The following is an 18,696-nucleotide window of genomic DNA, read 5'->3' as shown; positions in this document are numbered from 1 at the left end:
CATGGAGGAGTTCGGTATTTAGCACAAGGAAATATTTCTCTTGTGCTGGAAGCTCTCAGAGAAAGGGGATTGATGAAGCAGAATGCTCCACACCTTGTTAAAGATCAGTCCTTTATAATTCCAAATTACACTTGGTGGGGAACTCCTTACTATACACTAGGACTTACTGTTTATGATTTAATGGCTGGAAAATTAAGCTATGGTCGCTCTTTGCCTTTTTCAAAGAAAAAGACTTTAAAATATATTTCTACTCTTAAAGAGAAAAATCTATGCGGTGGCGTAGTATATCACGATGGACAGTTTGATGATGCTCGTTTAGCGATTAATTTATGCCAAACATTTGTTGAAAATGGAGGTGTTGCTCTGAACTATATGAAGGTGGAGGGAATCAAAAAAACCAATGGGAAAGTTAATACGGTTTTGGTTCGCGATATGGAAAGCGGTTCGAAATACTCTCTGGAAGCAAAGGTGATTTTAAATGCTACTGGAGTATTTGTTGATGAGATCATCAAAATGGACGATCCAGCAGCTAGAGACATCGTAAAAGTTAGCCAAGGAGTTCATTTGGTATTAGATAAGAAATTTGTACCTGGTGATCATGCTATCATGATTCCCAAAACCGATGACGGGCGTGTTTTGTTTGCTGTACCGTGGCATGATAAAGTAGTGGTTGGAACAACTGATGTTTTTAAGGAAAAGCCAGAACTAGAGCCACACGCTCTGGAGGAAGAGGTGAATTTTATATTAGAAACAGCAGGACGCTTTCTAATTGAACCGCCTAAAAGATCAGATGTTTTAAGTGTATTTGCAGGATTAAGACCTTTAGCGGCTCCAAGTGGAGAAGGTAAAAAGACAAAGGAGATTTCAAGAGGACATAAAATTGTGGTTTCCGAATCGGGATTGGTAACAATTACTGGGGGTAAATGGACAACTTATCGTCAAATGGCCGAAGATGTAATTGATACTGTTGCCAAGACAGGGAATCTTCCTCAGAAAAAATCAGTAACCCGAAATCTCAAAATTCATGGATACAAGAAAAATGTGGATTTAAAGAATCCATTGTATTTCTACGGGGCCGATGAGGAGAAAATTACAAACTTGGCAAAATCGGAAACAGGTATGTCGGAGTTTGTAAGTAAAAAATTGAAAGTGGTTGCTGCACAGGTTGTTTGGGCTGCAAGAAATGAAATGGCTCGCAGTGTAGAAGATGTATTGTCGCGAAGAACAAGATGCTTGCTTTTAGATGCTAAAGAGAGTCAGTTAATGGCACCGAAGGTAGCAGAATTGTTAGCAAAAGAATTGGGATACGATAAGCAATGGGAAGCACATCAGGTTAAACAATATAAAGAATTGGCATCTCAGTATTTATTGAAATAATTTGTAATTGTGAATTGGTTTTGTGATGGGAAAAGAAAGATTTCATATTAGTTAAGAATAATATTAATTGGTTAGTTTTTGGCACAAAATTAACTCATCTCAAAGCAAAATTTATAATTACACTTGGAAGGTAGGTGTGTAGAGTCATCTATCTTCCCTCTAATAAAAGTAAAAAACACAAAAATCAAATAGGTTCATTAAAAACATCTACTATTTCGATTTTTTTTAAAGTCTATTGCAAACGATTTAATTGTATGCTTTGGACTAATATAAATAACAAATCAACAAACTAATAACAACAAAATCTAAAATTACAATTGTTATGAATGACAAATTTATTTTAGCTTTTGATCAAGGAACAACAAGTTCACGTGCAATCGTTTTTAACAAAAAAGGTGAAATGATTAGTACTGCACAGAAAGAGTTTACTCAATTTTTTCCTAAACCAGGGTGGGTAGAACACGATCCAAAAGAAATTTGGTTTACTCAAGCTGGTGTTGCAGCAGAAGCAATTACACGAGCAGGTGTTGATGGTAAAAGTATTGCCGCTATTGGTATCACAAATCAGAGAGAAACTACTGTTGTTTGGGATCGCGAAACTAGTGAGCCGATCTACAACGCAATCGTTTGGCAAGATAGAAGAACTGCAAAATATTGCGATGAATTAAAGGCTGCCGGTCATTCTGAGATGATTCAGGATAAAACAGGATTGATTATTGATTCTTATTTCTCTGGAACTAAAGTAAAATGGATTCTTGATAATGTAGAAGGTGCTCGTGAAAAAGCAGAAGCTGGTAAATTGGCTTTCGGAACCATCGATAGTTGGTTAATTTGGAAATTGACTAAAGGTGAAGTTCATATTACCGATGTGACTAATGCTAGTAGAACCTTACTTTACAATATTAATACTTTGGAATGGGATACTGAAATGCTAGAGCTGTTAACTATTCCAGCAAGCATGTTACCAGAGGTTAAGTCTTCTTCTGAAATATACGGTTATACTACTTCTACTTTATTTGCTCATAAAGTACCTATCGCAGGTATCGCTGGAGATCAGCAGGCTGCAACTTTCGGACAAATGTGTATAGAGCCTGGAACATTTAAGAATACTTATGGTACAGGTTGTTTCATGCTTTGCAATACAGGTAATAAACCAGTAAAATCTCACAATAATCTACTAACAACCATCGGATGGCAAATTAATGGTGAAACTACTTATTGTCTTGAGGGAAGTATTTTCATGGGAGGAGCAATTGTTCAATGGTTACGTGATGGATTAGGAATAATTAAATCATCGGCAGATGTTGAAGCTTTGGCTACTTCGGTGGAGGATAATGGTGGAGTATTTATGGTTCCTGCTCTTACCGGTTTAGGAGCTCCTCATTGGGATCAATATGCCAGAGGAACAATCGTTGGTCTTACCAGAGGTTCAACTGCTGCGCATATTGCCAGAGCTGCTTTGGAAGGAATCGCTTTTCAGGTGAGAGACGTATTGAAGGCTATGGAAGCTGATGCGGGAATAGAAATTAGAGAATTACGTGTTGATGGTGGTGCAGCAATTAATAATTTATTGATGCAGTTTCAGTCTGATGTTCTTGATGCTCCTGTTTACCGTCCAAAAACTCTTGAAACTACTGCTCTTGGTGCAGCTTACTTAGCTGGTTTAGCCGTAGGATATTGGGATGGTATAGATGATATTAAGAGCCAATGGGAAATGGATCAAAAATTCGAACCAAAAATGGAAAAAACAGAATCGAAAAGATTACTTAATGGTTGGGATAAAGCTTTAGGTCGTGCCAAAAGTTGGGATATAGAAGAATAAATATAGTAAGAAACAAATTGTGCGAATACCAGATTTGTGTGTCATGATCCGAGAAGTGGGAATCTGGTATTTCATTTTTAATCATAAAACGATTTAAATTTTATATGTGAAATAATTGCAGAATTCTTAGGGACAATGTTACTGATTCTATTAGGTAATGGAGTAGTTGCAAACGTTGTATTAAATAAAACAAAGGGAAATAATAGTGGTTGGATTGTGATCTCTTTTGGTTGGGGCTTAGCCGTATTTGTAGGTGTTGCTGTTGCAGGTCCTGTTTCAGGGGCGCATCTTAACCCAGCAGTAACGATTGGTTTGGCCATTGCAGGACTATTTGCCTGGTCAAAAGTAGTACTTTTTATTCTTGCTCAAATGGTGGGTGCTGCAACCGGTGCATTTTTAGTATGGTTGATGTATCGCGATCACTTCAATCAAACAGAAGATGGGGATGCTAAATTAGCTTGTTACTCTACAGGACCAGCTATCCGCAACTATACAAGTAATGCAATCAGTGAGATTATTGGAACTTTTGTATTGGTATTCGTGATCTTTTATTTGGTTGGACCATCATTGGAAGGACAAGGCATTGAGCATGCTAAAATCGGTTTAGGTACTTTAGGTGCTTTACCTGTTGCTTTATTGATTGTTGCCATTGGTTTATCTCTTGGAGGAACTACAGGATATGCAATTAATCCTGCCCGAGATTTAGGACCTAGAATTATGCACGCAATTTTACCAATGAAGAACAAAGGAACTAGCGATTGGGCATATTCTTTAATTCCGGTTATTGCTCCTATTGTTGGCGCAGCTTTATCAGCTTGGTTATACCTATTCTTGTCTTCGGCATCATGTCCTCTAATTAACTTATTTAACTAATCACTACATTATTACAAAACTACTAAAGAGATTTAAATCATCTAGTTTTAAATCTCTTTAGAATTTAATCCAAAAAAAAGATGAAAAAAATTAGCTTACAACTATCAACACTACTTGTGTTAATGATTATAATGGCTTCAAACCTAACGGTTAATGCACAGGGAAAAGTAACAATTAATCCAGAAATAACTACACGTCATTATTGGAGAGGTATCATGGTAAGCGATGCGGCTAATTTCGAAGCTGATATGGTTTATACAAATGAGAACTTTACATTCGGAGCCTGGGGAGGATATGCTTTTGATAATACATATTCTGAATTCGATTTTCATGTAGGATACAAGTTTAGCGATCATTTTAATGTAGCTGTTTGGGATTTATTTGCCAATCGTGCTGAAGCTTCAATTGATGATCACAATTATTTGGATTTCGATAGAAGCACAACCAACCATTTAATTGATGCAAGTTTAAATTTCTACTTTACAGAACAATTTCCTTTAAGTGTTAGTTGGAGTACGATGCTTTACGGTTGCGATTTGGATGATGATGGCGATCAAAACTATTCTACTTATGTAGAATTTGGATATCCTGTGACCATTGGGGGTGAGAATATTTCTTTATTTGCAGGTTTAAATGCTTTCGAGGATCAAGTTTATGGCGATAGTTTCGGATTCGTAAATGTAGGAGCATCGGCTTCCCGCAAAATTAAAATAAACGATAACTTTTCTTTAAATGCCTGGGCTAAGGTGGGGATTAATCCTCAGGCCGAAACAGCTAACCTTATTTTGGGAATCGGTTTTTAAATTTGAATCGAGCTAAATTAGAATTTATTTTTTGATTGATCTCATTCTTTAAATTAATTAACAATCAACAGTAAAATCCTGCTACCCTTTTTGGAGGCACTTCATTTGGGTGGTGGGATTTTTTTTAGCCCACTGGATAGAGATGTATTATAATTTTAATTGAATTGCCCATGCTATGATGTGCAAAGCTATCAGTTTTTAATGTTAATTCTATATGTAAAAAGGAGAGGAGTGTATTGTGTTAGGATATTTGTGGATAAGAAGTAACTACGACACGGCAATGGGTTTTTTATTCGGCTCTTCAATATGATTCATTGTAGGTAGGGTAAATTTAAAAATACTTCCTTTTCCTTCTTTGCTTTCTACCCAAATTTTGCCCCCATTTTTTTCTACAAATTCTTTGCAAAGTAATAAGCCGAGTCCGGTACTTGGTTCTCCTTCAGTGCCTTTTCTGTTGGTTTTAACGCCGAGTCGGAACAAATTATCGATCATTTTGGTAGTCATACCGATGCCAGTATCTTTAACCGATATTACCATTTTTTCTGCTCCATAAAGTTTGGCAGAAACTACTATTTTACCTCCTTTGGGAGTGAATTTTACGGCATTGGAAACTAAATTTCGAATGACCAATTGAAGCATATTTTTGTCTGCATAAATTTTTATATCATCCTCTATATCGCAGGAGATTTCAATTGCCTTACTTTTGGTTGATTCTATAATAGCTTCGCAGCATTCATTTATATTTTCGGATAAACAAATTTTCTGAGGTTCGAAAGGCACTAAATGTTGTCGCATTCTTGACCAATTTAATAGGTTTTCGAGAAGACGAAAAAGAACGGTAGCCGAATTCTCAATATTCGTAGCAAAGTGTTTCATTTCATCCATTGTCAAAATAGAAAATTGTTCCGACATCATTTTGGTAAGTCCTAATAATCCAATGAATGGATTGCGAAGATCGTGGGCAATAATGGAAAAAAATTTGTCTTTTTCCGAATTAAGTACCTCAAGTTCTTCATTTTTTTTATTGATTTTTAGTAGTTGTTTTTCGATCGTTAACTTTGCTTTCATATCCTGTGTGTATACTTGTCGACCAACCAAAAATGCCACAATTGAAATAATGAAGGGAGCAGTATCGATTATATAATGAATTGGGTTAACAAAGTGTATTTGTTTTATGCTCATTAGGGTAAAGGGAAGGTCTTTCATTTGTAAATCAAAAGTGAAAGCCATAAATGGAAATAGGAGGCCAAAAGCAAATCCGTACAGGGTGAATTTTTGTGTCAAATTAAGATTTTTCATGAACTAATTTTTAACAGGCACACTCGCTTAATTGCCATAATCATTAGTGTGTTGAGTGTGGATGTGTGTTTTATATTTTCTTGTGATCAATTATTTGTACAATAATTTAAGAGATTTACATTTTCCTATTATTCAAAAATATAGTTCCCAAAAATAAATTTATTAATGTAATTAATAAATTTACATAAATATATATAATTAAGTTAGATGTGCTAATAAAAAGGTATAAAAAAACCACTAGGCTATCTAGTGGTTCTCAGTTTAAGTTTACTATGACTTTATTCTGGAATTTGCTGACTTAGGCAGTGTAAGCTCCCAAAACCCCAAATAAAATCTATGGCGCTAATGCCGATTACTTCCCTGTCGGGAAAGCAATTAGTAATTATTTGCAATGCAATTCTGTCTTTGCTGTCGTTAAAAGTAGGTACAAGAATACATTTATTCAGAATTAAGAAGTTGGCATAACTCGCTGGAATTCTAATTCCATCGAACTCCAGTTTACCTGGCATAGGTAACTCTATAATTATAGGAGATGTTCCGTCTTCCAGTCTAGCACTTTTTAGTCTAATTAAATTATTCTGCAAGGGCTGGTAGTTCTCATCCTTTTTGTTTTCTTCAACAGCTGTAATAATAGTATTTGGGTTCACAAATCGACACAAGTCATCAATGTGACCATGAGTATCATCTCCACAGATTCCTTTGTCTAGCCAAATGGTGTTGGTAATGCCTAAATACTCTTTAAAAACATTTTCGTAATCGGATTTGGTAAAACCTGGGTTGCGAACCTGAATTGCAGGATCGAGCAAACATTCTTCAGAGGTTAATAGTGTTCCTTTTCCATTCGTATCAATGGCTCCACCTTCTAAAACAACATTTTTTCCTTTGTAAGTGGCTTGCGATAAGGGCATCTTGAGAAAGGAAGCAATGGTTTTGGGTACAAATCGGTCTAATTGGTAATTTTTATATTTTGCCCAACCATTAAAGTTAAAATTAATTGCCTCTCGCGAGTTCTTTCCATTTTTAACAATAATAGGTCCCGAATCGCGCATCCAACTGCGGTTGGTTTTGTGAATTACAAAATTAACATTGTTAAGCTCGACATGGGCCATTGTAAGCATATTAATTACTTTAAGCTTCAGCTTTTCACTGGCAACAACAAGTACTACTTGTTCTATGTTGGCTATTTTTTTTATGAATTCGACAAATGCCCACTGAATGGCCTGATATTTTCCAGGCCAGTCGTTTCCATTGTGAGGAAAACAAAGAATAATACCTTGTTGCTTTTCCCATTCGGCAGGGAATCTTCTATTGGGTAGGTTCATTTTAGTCAATTGCTCTTTTGGTAATATCTCCGAATGCATCAATCCTTCTATCTCTAAAAAACGGCCAGTTTTGGCGTACATCTTCCTGTAAATCTAAGTCAACTTCAGCAATCAATATTTCTTCTTTATCGTGCGAAGCTTGCGCTAGTATTTCTCCTTGAGGTCCGGCAATAAAAGAACCTCCCCAAAAGATAATTCCGTTGGTGTTGGGCACATATTTCTCCAGACCAATGCGGTTGGCAGCAGCTACAAAAATACCATTGGCCACGGCATGACCTTTCATTACATTCATCCAGGCACCATATTGTTTCTCTCCAAATTCCTCTACTTCGTGAGGAGCCCAGCCAATGGCTGTTGGGTAGAACAAAACTTCGGCTCCCTGAAGTGCGGTGAGTCGTGCTGCTTCGGGATACCATTGGTCCCAGCAAATTAAGGTGCCAATTTTTCCTTTTTTAGTAGTTATGCTTTTAAAGCCCAAATCGCCTGGGGTGAAGTAAAATTTCTCGTAGAAATGTGGATCGTCTGGGATGTGCATTTTTCGGTACAAACCAGCTTCCGATCCATCGGTATCAATAATATAGGCACTATTGTGATAGATCCCGGCCATTCTTTTTTCGAAAAAAGGGACAATAATCACAACAGAAAGTTCTTTAGCTAAAGCACTAAAAGCGGTAAACGATGTGCTGTACAGAGGTTCTGCCAATGCAAAGTTATCTACATCTTCACTTTGGCAGAAATAATGACTACTGTAAAGTTCAGGCAATGCAATTACTTCTGCACCTTGTTTAGCAGCTTCTCTTACCCAGCTTACACATTTTTTTAGGTTGTTCTCTGGGTGGTCGTTCAGGTTTAATTGAATAACCGATACTTTGTATTTTCTCTTCATCATTTTTATTATTTCGGCATAAAAATAGTTTTTTTTACAGATCAGAAGATAAAAAGCCAATTAAAATTTAGAATTGATAAATAAATTTTTGTTTCGTGTCTAAATTATAAAATTTTATAGATTTAATTGTTTGATTGTGAATTACAACTGTTTTCTATCTGTTTTTTGAAGACAGCCTAAATCCAAGTATGTAGAAGTTTGGTTTCTCTTCTAGTAGAGTAGCGAATGGTCTGTTGTTTTCGACAAGTTATCAGAAAAGGGACTAGCTCGCGATAAATTTGGGAGAATAAAAAAGTGGAGTCCTGATTTACATTAGAGGCTCCACTTTTTAGAGTGATATCTGGGTTATATAACTGATATTTTGGCTTAATTTACATAACTAACTGTGCTTGATATGCTAAAACTTGAATATTTGGTTCCGCCGCTATAAGTTCCATCGGTATAAAAACCATTATCTTCAGTTCCACTGTAGCTTCCACCCAAGTAAATGTTGTAGGTAGATCCTTTTTCAAAATCAGGAGATGAAACGACTAGAGATTGGAATGCTTTTTGGGGTTCGATCGTAACAATATCATCGCCATCGGCACTCTCGATATGAACCATTTGATCCGCTTTTTGAGTGGAACTAAATGAGATCATTACTGAGTATTGTGATGATGATGTTCCAGGAGCTTCGGCCATTTGGGTTGTGCCCGAGGCAACAAGCAAACCGCCACTAATTAAAAAAGAACCATCGTAATCCAACGCACTATTCGAACTGGATGTTGAACCACTCACAATCACGGTTCCTCCGCTCATTGTGATATCGTCGTTGGAATCCAAACCATCTCCGCTAGCATTCACAAAAATTGTTCCTCCTTCGATAGTAAGCGTATAGCTGCTGGTTGATCTTGTTCCAACGTTTCCCGATGAAGTATTACCTGCCGAAATATTAATACCATCATCGCTGGAAACAATGTAAATTTCCCCATCGTAGATATTGATATCGCCTTCGGCACTTTCTAGTCCCTCGTAAGATTCTGTGATGTTAAAGTAGCCACCATTGACATCCAAATCGGAATCAGCGTGGATCGCATCGTCGCCAGAGGCAATTTCGAAACTTCCTTCGCTAATGCTGATACTTCCGTTAGAATGGATAGCGTCATCGGCCGAATTAATATCGAAAGTCCCATTTGTAATGGTAATGGATGAGCCTGCCTTTAATCCTTTTGTTGAACTTGATGAGCTACCATTGCTTCCGCCACCAGAAATAAGATTCATTTCTGCATAGGTAATGGTCAGGTCTGTTTCGGCGGCAATAGCATCTCCAGACGCTGTAATGTCAAAATTACCTGTCTCAATGGTGATGTAACCAACCGAGGGATCTTCATCGTTATCTGATTTTAATCCGTCCCCGCCTGAGTAAATCACGAGATCAGCATCTGTAATATAAAAATAATCTTTTCCTCTTATTCCGTCGTCTACGGCATCAACCTCTATTAGGTCACAGTTGATAATCAGTCCATCTTTACTTGTAATTCCGTCGTTGTAATTTCCGCTTACATTCAAATAGCCATCGCCATAAATGGTAAGATCGTCTTTACTGTAGATACAAGCATTGGAATCGTCATCCGATTCTGCGTAAGTATAGCTTGAACCATCGCTCAGGTAATTTTCTGTATCATCCTGGAGAACAATCATTGTTCTGTCTGCATTTCGCACATAAATGGCCGAATTGTAGGAACAGCTAATATCAACTCCATTTAAAATGATTCTTACTAAATCTTCATCCTCGCTGTCTACAATAATTTGACCATCGGAAAGACTCCCACTTAGTAGATAAGTGCCAGCTGCAGTTATGGTTAGGGTGCTTCCTGAGATGCTTACTCCTGTTGAATCACATTCAATAGAGCTGTCGCTTAAGCTTACCGCGATTTCTTCGGAACTCTCCCAAGTGTAATCATCGGAATTGTCACTTGCCTCAGAGCTTACCTCCTCACTTGTCTCTTCGGTATCTTCTGTCTCTTCCTCGGTATCGGAATCTCGTTCACAGGAAAAAAGTGATGAGCTCACGAATAAAATAAATAGGAAGAAAAATTGTTCTCTTATTTTCATCTGACAATTTTTATTGTTAAATATTTAATTTAAGTAACTCGTTACTGCGGAGTTTCTTGTTTTAGCATGTGATTTTAATGTGCTTACGGCAGAATCAAAATCGGAGTCACTTTCGAGGTAAGTGTAGCCCGATTCTTCCGCGTAAGCGTAATCTTTTAGTAAATTATAGTAGGAGCTATAGGTAGTGCTCATTTCTGATGAAGCAAATACCTCGTTCACAAATTGGTACAAATATCCTTCATAAATTTCTTCGTACTCATCGATATTGATTAAGTATTTAATGAGTGGCCAAGAGGAACTTACTTCGTTCATTGAAAAGCTGAGTGCACTACTTTGTTTTCCAGATTGAAAGGCTTCGTTATTGTCCCATGGAATCCATGTAAGCTGGTTGGTTGTAGAATCGTTATATAGAAAATAATTATGGGTCATGTTACCATAAGTATCCCAGTTTTGAATTACAGTATTGGCAGCTAACCATTTTAAAAAGTGGTCTACATCAAATACGCCTTCCAAGTCGCTTTTCCATTGTTCCGTATCGTTAGTTCTATCGCTGCTATTAATAATGGTGTAGAGCGATTTTACATCAGAATAGTCATTTTCATCTTCATTTGTTTTCTTTTCCAATTCATCTGTATCATAGGTACCATTTGCAAAACTGGCAGCATCGCCATCTGGTTTGTATAAATTACCTGATCCACCATCGTCAAACTGGGTTTCAATTACCGTATCGTCAACTTCTTCCACCAAGGTGTAAACACCAAAATATTGAGGGCCGTTTCCGTGATCGATATAGATCACACAAAAAGTGGTTTGTGATGCAGGTACACCAAAATCACGAAATAAATCGGCTGCTACTTTTTCGCGCATAAGGGATTCATCGTCGTAATTGTTATTTAGGTTCAGTTGTTTAAATCCATAAAAGCGTTGATTTTTTAAGGATGGATAGTCATCTTCAAACTCATCAAAATCAAGTTTAAAGGAAAGCTTTCCATTTCCAGCTGCATAAGCTGTTTGTAGACTGGAATTTCCTTTGTAGCGTATGCCAACATGGTACCATTCGGTACTATCAAAAGTAAAGGAGCAAGGCACCCAAACAGGTGTATAATCTGATGATGTGATGTTGGAATAATTGGAGGATAAATCGGATCTCATATCCGACCAGTCGTCCGAATCGATTACAATATCGAAGCGCAAGACCGTATCTTGGGCAAACACAACGGAATAATCTAAATCAGCATCATCGCCGTGTGTTGCTTCTGTCCAATCTGGATACTCTTCGGTATCAACAACAACATCGGCATCCTCGTCTTCAACAACTTCGGTTTCATCGCTTACATCTTCGTCGGTTCGACAAGAAAAGCTGAGGCTAATTAGCAAAAGGAATAAATACAAGTAGTGAGTTTTCATAGTGTTTGGTTTAGATAGTGTTTGGTTTTTATAGTTTGATCTTATATCCAATGCTTATAATGTGTTTGTTTTTTAGTTCGTTCATGAAATAATCAAACTTGTAAGAGGTTTCGATATAATTGTTTTTGCAGATTTTATAATCCATACCCAGGAAATAGCGCATTTTGCTTATATCTCCGTCGTCGACAGCATGAAAGGCTTCTGCGCCAATCCATGGGGTTATTTTGCATTTTCTGATGTTGTATTTTACTTCGCCTTTGTAGCGAAGTAGATTACTGCTTGAATCATCATCAGAATCGTTGGTATAGCTCATTTTTATCGATGGCTCGAATCGCTGAATTGAATTTTTGTATTTGACACTTAGTAAAAATCGATTGTCGTATTCGGTGCTTTTAGTATCTCTTTTGTTGGCGTAAAAACGATAGCCCGCTCCCAGGGAAAGATGATCGATAATTTCGTAAGAGGCTTTTCCTTCTAATAGATATTTGTCAAGGGAAAAATTCTCGTCGAAACGAAACTCGGGACTGATACTTACTTTTAAGTTTTTAGCAACTTTACTGTTAAGTTCGAAGGCTGTTCTTGATTCAAAATCATTTTCAACATCATTGGTTTCAGTATCTTGAGCTTTTGCCGATGAGGCAAAAATAAGAAGGAATAAAATGAGGTAGTGGGTGTTTTTTATGATAGTTTTCATATTTGCTTGTTTGAGGTAAATATTATTTTTTGCCATTGGCATTGTAAAAAAGAGTTATTTCGGCTACATCTCTTAAAAAATCTATTTTTTCAATTTCATATCGATTGATTTGTATTCCTGTTCTTTTTTCCAAGTCGGAAACTAAATCATTCTGATTCTCTTTTTGAACATTTTCTATTTTCTCATAAATCAACTTGATTGATTTCTCTTGCTTTAGCATAAGTCTTTTTTCTAAAAACCAGAGTCCTCCAATGATCAATGAGTTGGTGAGTAGCAATTCGGCATAGCTAACTTTCTTGTTCGAAAGGGCATTCATTACCGATATTCCAATGATAATGAACAAATAGGTCATTTCTTTAATAGGAATGGCATCGGTACGATAGCGAATAATGCCAAAAATGGCGAAGAGTCCCAAGGCAAATCCCAATTCTAGTTTTACACTGTTTAAAAGGAAACAAAGTAAAAATACGATTACTCCAATGGCTAAGTAGCTGAAGTAGAAATCTTTTCGATTACTGTTTTTTGCATACATTCCATGTGTTACAATGAAAATAAGAATGGTGTTAAATAGGAAACGGACAATTAGTTCGGTAAAGTCTGCTACATTAATAATTTTAATGCCAAGAAATCGTAATTGTTCTTCCCACACAGTAGCTTCGGCTAGGGCAGGTACAGTATTGCTAATGGTATCGGTAATTTGTACTAAGTTGAGCATTGATTTTTTAAATTAGATGAATACTTGTTTGGGTCACTTTTTCTATACGTCTGATTTTAGCTTTGAATGCATTACGTTTAAGAAACGGGTCTGTAACGCTTCGTCCAACACAATACTTGCTAAAACCGCTCGATTTAATTCTTTTGTTTTGCAATGCCTTGGCTAAGGGTGATACGTTCGATCGGCCATCCGATTTGATTTCCACAATCACTAATCTATCCAGAGGAATAATTTGCTTATTGACTTCAAATTCGATATCTAAATCAATCGTGCATCTTTCTTTGAAGTTTTTATTGACTAAGGTTAAGCGGGAAAACCGATTGACCAAAACTTTGTGTAATTCGCAAGTTGAAAAGGGAGATTGGTTGCTGATGAATTGTTCTTCGGTACCAGTAAAACCATTATTACAGAATGTAGTTGGAATCCTTTTTTTGATCGTCCGACCTTTGTTGCTTTTGAATTTTATTTCCATAAAGCTAATCTGCGAATCAACATAGGTTCTGCGGCGAATTTTATAGCGATTCAATTTGCCATTGTGATGGGCTGCAAACATGTTGTTATTTGCAGTATCGAAGTAGCTTGTTGTGTAAGGCAACTGATTATTTCCTTTGATGTGAAGCAGAAAATATTCTTGTTGAATTTCCTGTAAAAGCTCGGAAAGAGAATCGATGTGAAACCAATATTTTTGATCGGTTCTGTTCATCAATTTCACTTTATCCATCTCTTTGAGTTGAATCGGTGTAAAAAAAGTGGTGTCCATTGGTTGTTGTTTTGTTTGATGTTTCGAAAATATTACAAAACGAATAGGTCTACAGATGTATTCAACGAATGGCCATATTTTATCAACAGGCAGAGATTTAAAAAGATACTTTCTTACAATCCTTCTTTTGAGGTAGTTCATCTGCTTATTTAAATGGTACGGTGATTGTTTATACTAATACATAAAATGGAAGTATTTCCCAGTAAAGACGAATTGTCTGGATTTTAGGAACAATTAGGAAAGGAGTTTTCCTACATAAATGTGATAGATGCTTCTGATTGTCTAACAAAAATGTAAAATTAACGCTTATGTCGATCGCAAATGCCGTGAAATTTATGAAGAAAACCGATAATGATTCCTGCTTTCGAAAAGCTCTCTACAAATTAGATAGTGCTAAGGATTTTGAAGATTTTCAGATTCGTGAGAATCTAGAGTTTTCGGCTTTTGAATTGGAAGAGGCCTTTAATTATTTACATACACAATGCCAGTTTGCCGAAGAGGCTGACAAGTTGTTTAATGTAAAACACTTGCTTGATTTAATTGTACCACTAACAGATATAAAATTATGACTACGACTTATCGGGAACTAACAAAAATAAAAGAATTGATTGAGGAGTTGGGATTTTTTATTTCATATCCTTTTGATGACTTGTTATTTGTGGATAGTAATGCTTTTTTAATTCAGTTTAATGATGAAAAAGCAAATGCTTTTTTTCTATATTTTAACCAAACTTTGCATACCGATGCGATGGAAAATATTAGGGGTAGAATTGAAGATTTAGCGACTACTAAAAAAATTCATATTGCTGAGAAAGGACTATTTCAATTGCAGCAAAAAGCAGATAGTGAAGATGAGATTGAGTTGAAGTTTATTTCCTGATCGCTTAGATCAGGAAATTATTATCAATAAAGCTCTGAAATTTTTCCTTGTACTGATCGCTTATTGGGATGTATACATCGTTAAAAATGATGCGATTTCGTTCGATGGTTGAAATTTTTTGCAAGTTTACAATATAGGACCGGTGCACTCGCATAAAAGATGCCGAAGGTAATTTTTCTTCTATTTTTTTCATGCTCAGTAATGTCATAAGTGGTTTGGCATTGGCTAGATGAATTCGCACATATTCGCGCATTCCTTCAATGTATAAAATATCTCCAATTTCAATTCTGATGATTTTGTATTCTGATTTGATGAACAAATGATTAGAGTTGGCTTGCAGGTTCTCGCTGAAAGCGGTGTTTCGCTCTAAAAAAGATTGAGCTTTTAGAGATGCTTTAAAAAAACTTGCATAGTCAAGCGGTTTTAAAATATAGTCGATGGCATTTACTTTGAAGCCATCAATCGCATATTCGCTATAAGCAGTAGTAAAAATGATCTGAGGTCCATTGCTTAGAGACTTGGCCATCTCTATGCCATTTAAATCAGGCATTTGTATGTCTAAGTATATTAAGTCAATTTTATTTTCTGTAATAAATTGCAATGCATCCATGGCATTGTCAAAACTGGCCTGCAAATCAAGAAAAGGGGTCCTCTCAATGTAACTAGAAATCTGTTTTAAGGCTAAAGGTTCGTCGTCTACTGCAATACATTTAATCATAGTGTAAAGGTATAATAAGTTTTACATGATAATCTTTTTCACTTTTAGTTATTTCAAAAACATGTTGTCCATCAAAAAGGATATCCAGTTGTTTGCGCAAATTAACCAAACCAACTCCGGTTCCTTTTAGGCTATTCGTTTTTGGGGAAATACTATTTTTTATCTCGAAAGAGAAATCTTCTAAAGATTGTTTGGCGTGAATAGAGATGTAAGAATCTTGTGTGTAGCTAATGCCATATTTAAATGCATTTTCGACTAGTGAAATAAAGAGAAGAGAGGGGATTTTTTTTTGATCCTGACTGATATCCATCTGTATATCAATTTTAACTTTGTCGGAATAGCGAATGCGCATCAAATCGATGTAGGAGTTTAAAAATTCCATTTCGGCTTTAATGGTTGCTGTTCCCTGTTGGGATTCATTCAGTAAATATCTCATTAGTTTTGATAGCTCAATGACTGATTTTTGTGCCTGTGTTTGGTCAATTTCTATCAAAGCATGGATGTTATTAAGTGTATTCATGAAAAAGTGAGGGCTAATTTGTTGACGTAAGAAAGAGAGTTCTGTTTCCAGATGAATTTTTTCATTTTCTTCTCGTTGTAATTCCTCTTTTTGTCTTCTGATTCCTAGTTTTATAGCGTTATTAAAGCCAACTACTAAAAAAGAGATAATGATGTTCTCGAAAATTAGATAGCTAAAAGACCGTTCATTCATATTCATGTTATGATTGTTTGGGGGAAGGGGAAAGTGTCCCCTTGGATCATTAGGCATTAATGTACCTCTGTGATGCATTGGTCCTTCGAGTGTTTCGGAGTATTGAAACAAAAAGTTGTGGATTACCTTTGGAAGCTCATTGAAAAATGAAAATAAAATAATTACGCTTAGAATTGATAAGGAATACCAAAGCAATTTTTGTCGGAATAATAGTTTGGGGGCTAATAAATTGTTATTGAAAAAGAAAATTAACAAGAAAGGGAGGACTCTAAACCATTCTAAAAATACCCGGTCCCAGTTAAATGTATTGTCACCTTTTAATGTAAATACCGGAAAGGCTAAAACGAGTAACCAGAGTAATACATAGATAAAGTTTGCACTTCGTGCTTGTGTAATTTTCATTATTAGAATTTGTTTGCAGTAAAAGTATCCGTATAAATCTTCTTTTTTGTGAAATTTAATGGAATAAAGGAAGAAAATAGACTGCAAAGAGTAAAATATTTTCAACAGATAGTTGTATTTCCTCAACTAATGGAGAAAGCACTCTGAATTGTAATTTAATTATTAAAAAAACCTCTATTCTTGTTACAGAAGCAAGAATAGAGGTTGGTACTTATTAAATGTGTGTGATCGAAACAGATTTAAATAGAGTTGTCGATCTGTTTTTAGATGTTTTCCAAAGGTGTTCCTGAAGCCGGCCAACTATCAAAAGCTTGCTTCTCAAACTTCATACTACCATCTTCACCTTTAAAAATGTTGATCCAGGCTTGCCAGTTTTCCTGATCCATTTCCGGATAATCTAAACGGTAATGACTGCAGCGACTCTCTGTTCTAAGAATAGATGCTTTTAGCTTCATTTCTGCAGTAGCAATCATATTCATGGTTTCGTGCGCTAACCTTAGTTCATGCATGTCGGCAGCTTTCAGCATTGGCATGTGATGATCTCTTAATTCCTCGATGTAAGCCAAGGCAGCTTTCAGCAGTCCTTCCTTTTTTATGTAGATAATAAAGTTAGGAATCATGATTCCTTGCAGGGTTTGTGTAACCCAGGCAGGACTGTAGCCAGCTTCCCGATTCAAAGGAGCAAGCATCTCCTCTTGTATTGCCTTTATCTTATCTTTCGGAATGGATGGCATCGCATTATTTGCTGCATATTCGGCAGCAGCTTCGCCGGCTATGGCTCCCTGAACGGCTGATCCGGCCAGAGATGATCCGATCTGAGTGTAAATGGCACCAGCCATATAGGAACCCAGGGCATCACCAGCAGCATACAAGCCTGGAATGTTCGATTCACACTTATCGTTGATAGGAACCAGTCCTTCCGATTTGTGTATGGACATTCCTGCCGAAGATCCACCTACTGAGGTACCGCCCATTCCCGGAGGTGCATCACCCTCTCCACCTTTACCTCCGTGTGGAGGTCTGCCTCCTTCAGGACCATCTTTGGGTCGGTCGTCATGGTGTTCTTGTCCTTGTCGACTAAATTCAGCAGGTACGTATGGACCACCACTTACCTTTTTATTTCCGCCAGCACCTGGAGGTCCCATTGATACAGGATTTCCATTGGCGTAGGCTATGTAGTTCAAGTCAACACCTAAATCATGGTGAATTTCTACACCAGTAGTTCCTGGTTTACGTTCAAACATACCGTGCCAGCCGTCGTAGCAGGCAGCTGCGTTTGTTGCTTGTCCCGGATGACCATCGTTCCATTCCTTACCAGTTACTTTAGCCCCAATATTGTAGGCCATAATGGTTCCATCGTGAGTTAAATCACAAATGGGAAAGCCATTGGGTTTAAAACCTCCTGCACCAGTACATAGCACAACACTTTTGGCTTTAAAAATATATACTTTTTCTTCATCGAGACTAAATCCTGCAGCTCCACAAATTTTACCATTTTCTTTGATTAAACTGGTAATTACAATTCGTTCGAGTACATCGATATTCCTTTCCTTTATCGGATTGTTGAATGATTTGTTGTACAAAGCAGAATCGAAGAATCCCCATTGTTTAAGTTCATTTACTCTTGCAAGAGAATGTTCGGCCATTTGCCGTGTATATATTGGGTTGTTAGTGCCAATTGCCGACCGAGAAACGCTATCGGTAAATTCGTCGAGGCTCATTTCTGTTGTACTCGGATCGAAAGCAAAAATCCCTTTTGCAAATGGTGTTTGTCCCGAGGAACCGAGTCTGCCTTTCGATACTACTAATGCTTTTGCTCCAGCATCGTGGGCTTTTACGGCTGCAAATAAACCAGCCATTCCGCCTCCGATAACCAAAACATCTGCCTCGTTTTCGAGGTACTCTAATGCTTCCGGATCGATTTCGAGTTTG

At 36.8% G+C, this 18,696-nt stretch carries 17 protein-coding genes; 6 read left to right on the top strand and 11 right to left on the bottom strand.

The window, feature by feature from the left end; translation table 11 throughout:
- The 4 genes from ABYT26_RS15605 to ABYT26_RS15590 all read left to right on the top strand — a co-directional run.
- Positions 1 to 1,377, top strand: a 1,377-nt coding sequence (locus ABYT26_RS15605; protein WP_372755574.1) for a glycerol-3-phosphate dehydrogenase/oxidase, incomplete at its 5' end; no start/stop codon positions are given.
- A gap of 322 nt (positions 1,378 to 1,699) precedes the next feature.
- On the top strand, positions 1,700 to 3,199 hold the full coding sequence (gene glpK, locus ABYT26_RS15600; RefSeq protein WP_372755572.1) for a glycerol kinase GlpK: 1,500 nt from the start codon (positions 1,700 to 1,702) through the stop codon (positions 3,197 to 3,199).
- 102 nt (positions 3,200 to 3,301) lie between these two features.
- A complete protein-coding gene (locus ABYT26_RS15595) occupies positions 3,302 to 4,072 on the top strand; it encodes an MIP/aquaporin family protein (protein WP_372755576.1) in 771 nt (256 codons plus the stop codon).
- Between the two features lie 80 nt (positions 4,073 to 4,152).
- Positions 4,153 to 4,875, top strand: a complete 723-nt coding sequence (locus ABYT26_RS15590) for a hypothetical protein (RefSeq protein WP_372755570.1) — start codon at positions 4,153 to 4,155, stop codon at positions 4,873 to 4,875.
- A gap of 267 nt (positions 4,876 to 5,142) precedes the next feature.
- Here ABYT26_RS15590 and ABYT26_RS15585 read toward each other — a convergent pair whose 3' ends face one another.
- The 8 genes from ABYT26_RS15585 to ABYT26_RS15550 all read right to left on the bottom strand — a co-directional run bounded on the left by ABYT26_RS15585 (position 5,143) and on the right by ABYT26_RS15550 (position 14,052).
- On the bottom strand, positions 5,143 to 6,174 hold the full coding sequence (locus ABYT26_RS15585) for a sensor histidine kinase (RefSeq protein WP_372755568.1): 1,032 nt from the start codon (positions 6,172 to 6,174) through the stop codon (positions 5,143 to 5,145).
- 278 nt (positions 6,175 to 6,452) lie between these two features.
- The gene (locus tag ABYT26_RS15580; RefSeq protein ID WP_372755566.1) at positions 6,453 to 7,577 is read right to left on the bottom strand and encodes an agmatine/peptidylarginine deiminase; all 1,125 of its coding nucleotides are present in this window, start codon (positions 7,575 to 7,577) and stop codon (positions 6,453 to 6,455) included.
- The gene (locus ABYT26_RS15575) at positions 7,498 to 8,385 is read right to left on the bottom strand and encodes a carbon-nitrogen hydrolase (RefSeq protein ID WP_372755564.1); all 888 of its coding nucleotides are present in this window, start codon (positions 8,383 to 8,385) and stop codon (positions 7,498 to 7,500) included. The genes ABYT26_RS15580 and ABYT26_RS15575 overlap by 80 nt, the downstream gene beginning before the upstream one ends.
- Before the next feature lie 363 nt (positions 8,386 to 8,748).
- Complete coding sequence (locus ABYT26_RS15570; RefSeq protein ID WP_372755562.1) at positions 8,749 to 10,476, bottom strand: carbohydrate-binding domain-containing protein; 1,728 nt, start codon at positions 10,474 to 10,476, stop codon at positions 8,749 to 8,751.
- A gap of 24 nt (positions 10,477 to 10,500) precedes the next feature.
- The gene (locus ABYT26_RS15565) at positions 10,501 to 11,883 is read right to left on the bottom strand and encodes a CotH kinase family protein (protein ID WP_372755560.1); all 1,383 of its coding nucleotides are present in this window, start codon (positions 11,881 to 11,883) and stop codon (positions 10,501 to 10,503) included.
- A 28-nt stretch (positions 11,884 to 11,911) separates the two neighbouring features.
- Positions 11,912 to 12,577 (bottom strand): DUF2490 domain-containing protein, encoded by a 666-nt coding sequence (locus tag ABYT26_RS15560; RefSeq protein ID WP_372755558.1) that lies wholly within the window; start codon positions 12,575 to 12,577, stop codon positions 11,912 to 11,914.
- A gap of 22 nt (positions 12,578 to 12,599) precedes the next feature.
- A complete protein-coding gene (locus tag ABYT26_RS15555) occupies positions 12,600 to 13,292 on the bottom strand; it encodes a DUF4956 domain-containing protein (protein ID WP_372755556.1) in 693 nt (230 codons plus the stop codon).
- Between the two features lie 7 nt (positions 13,293 to 13,299).
- Complete coding sequence (locus tag ABYT26_RS15550; protein ID WP_372755554.1) at positions 13,300 to 14,052, bottom strand: polyphosphate polymerase domain-containing protein; 753 nt, start codon at positions 14,050 to 14,052, stop codon at positions 13,300 to 13,302.
- Positions 14,053 to 14,360: 308 nt separating this feature from the next.
- On the opposite strand from ABYT26_RS15550, the gene ABYT26_RS15545 reads away from it, so the two are divergent.
- Positions 14,361 to 14,621: a hypothetical protein gene (locus ABYT26_RS15545; RefSeq protein WP_372755552.1), complete on the top strand. Its 261-nt coding sequence runs from the start codon at positions 14,361 to 14,363 to the stop codon at positions 14,619 to 14,621.
- A complete protein-coding gene (locus tag ABYT26_RS15540) occupies positions 14,618 to 14,932 on the top strand; it encodes a hypothetical protein (protein ID WP_372755550.1) in 315 nt (104 codons plus the stop codon). The genes ABYT26_RS15545 and ABYT26_RS15540 overlap by 4 nt, the downstream gene beginning before the upstream one ends.
- Positions 14,933 to 14,936: 4 nt before the next feature.
- On the opposite strand, the gene ABYT26_RS15535 is transcribed toward ABYT26_RS15540, so the two are convergent.
- The 3 genes from ABYT26_RS15535 to ABYT26_RS15525 form a co-directional block, all read right to left on the bottom strand.
- Positions 14,937 to 15,650 (bottom strand): LytR/AlgR family response regulator transcription factor, encoded by a 714-nt coding sequence (locus ABYT26_RS15535; RefSeq protein ID WP_372755548.1) that lies wholly within the window; start codon positions 15,648 to 15,650, stop codon positions 14,937 to 14,939.
- Positions 15,643 to 16,764, bottom strand: coding sequence for a sensor histidine kinase (locus ABYT26_RS15530; RefSeq protein ID WP_372755546.1), 1,122 nt, complete (start codon positions 16,762 to 16,764; stop codon positions 15,643 to 15,645). The genes ABYT26_RS15535 and ABYT26_RS15530 overlap by 8 nt, the downstream gene beginning before the upstream one ends.
- 263 nt (positions 16,765 to 17,027) lie before the next feature.
- On the bottom strand, positions 17,028 to 18,696 hold a 1,669-nt coding region (locus ABYT26_RS15525; protein WP_372755544.1), incomplete at its 5' end, for an FAD-binding protein.

This window comes from Labilibaculum sp. (assembly GCF_041595635.1).
Classification (GTDB): Bacteria; Bacteroidota; Bacteroidia; order Bacteroidales; family Marinifilaceae; genus Labilibaculum.
The sequence above is the reverse complement of the archived record's forward strand: the minus strand, read 5'-3'. Positions and strand labels throughout refer to the sequence as shown.

Coding starts and splice junctions, on each gene's coding strand:
- glpK (WP_372755572.1), top strand. CDS start 1,700: ATGAATGACAAATTTATTTTAGCTTTTGATCAAGGAACAACAAGTTCA.
- ABYT26_RS15590 (WP_372755570.1), top strand. CDS start 4,153: ATGAAAAAAATTAGCTTACAACTATCAACACTACTTGTGTTAATGATT.
- ABYT26_RS15585 (WP_372755568.1), bottom strand. CDS start 6,174: ATGAAAAATCTTAATTTGACACAAAAATTCACCCTGTACGGATTTGCT.
- ABYT26_RS15580 (WP_372755566.1), bottom strand. CDS start 7,577: ATGTACGCCAAAACTGGCCGTTTTTTAGAGATAGAAGGATTGATGCAT.
- ABYT26_RS15575 (WP_372755564.1), bottom strand. CDS start 8,385: ATGATGAAGAGAAAATACAAAGTATCGGTTATTCAATTAAACCTGAAC.
- ABYT26_RS15570 (WP_372755562.1), bottom strand. CDS start 10,476: ATGAAAATAAGAGAACAATTTTTCTTCCTATTTATTTTATTCGTGAGC.
- ABYT26_RS15565 (WP_372755560.1), bottom strand. CDS start 11,883: ATGAAAACTCACTACTTGTATTTATTCCTTTTGCTAATTAGCCTCAGC.
- ABYT26_RS15560 (WP_372755558.1), bottom strand. CDS start 12,577: ATGAAAACTATCATAAAAAACACCCACTACCTCATTTTATTCCTTCTT.
- ABYT26_RS15555 (WP_372755556.1), bottom strand. CDS start 13,292: ATGCTCAACTTAGTACAAATTACCGATACCATTAGCAATACTGTACCT.
- ABYT26_RS15550 (WP_372755554.1), bottom strand. CDS start 14,052: ATGGACACCACTTTTTTTACACCGATTCAACTCAAAGAGATGGATAAA.
- ABYT26_RS15545 (WP_372755552.1), top strand. CDS start 14,361: ATGTCGATCGCAAATGCCGTGAAATTTATGAAGAAAACCGATAATGAT.
- ABYT26_RS15540 (WP_372755550.1), top strand. CDS start 14,618: ATGACTACGACTTATCGGGAACTAACAAAAATAAAAGAATTGATTGAG.
- ABYT26_RS15535 (WP_372755548.1), bottom strand. CDS start 15,650: ATGATTAAATGTATTGCAGTAGACGACGAACCTTTAGCCTTAAAACAG.
- ABYT26_RS15530 (WP_372755546.1), bottom strand. CDS start 16,764: ATGAAAATTACACAAGCACGAAGTGCAAACTTTATCTATGTATTACTC.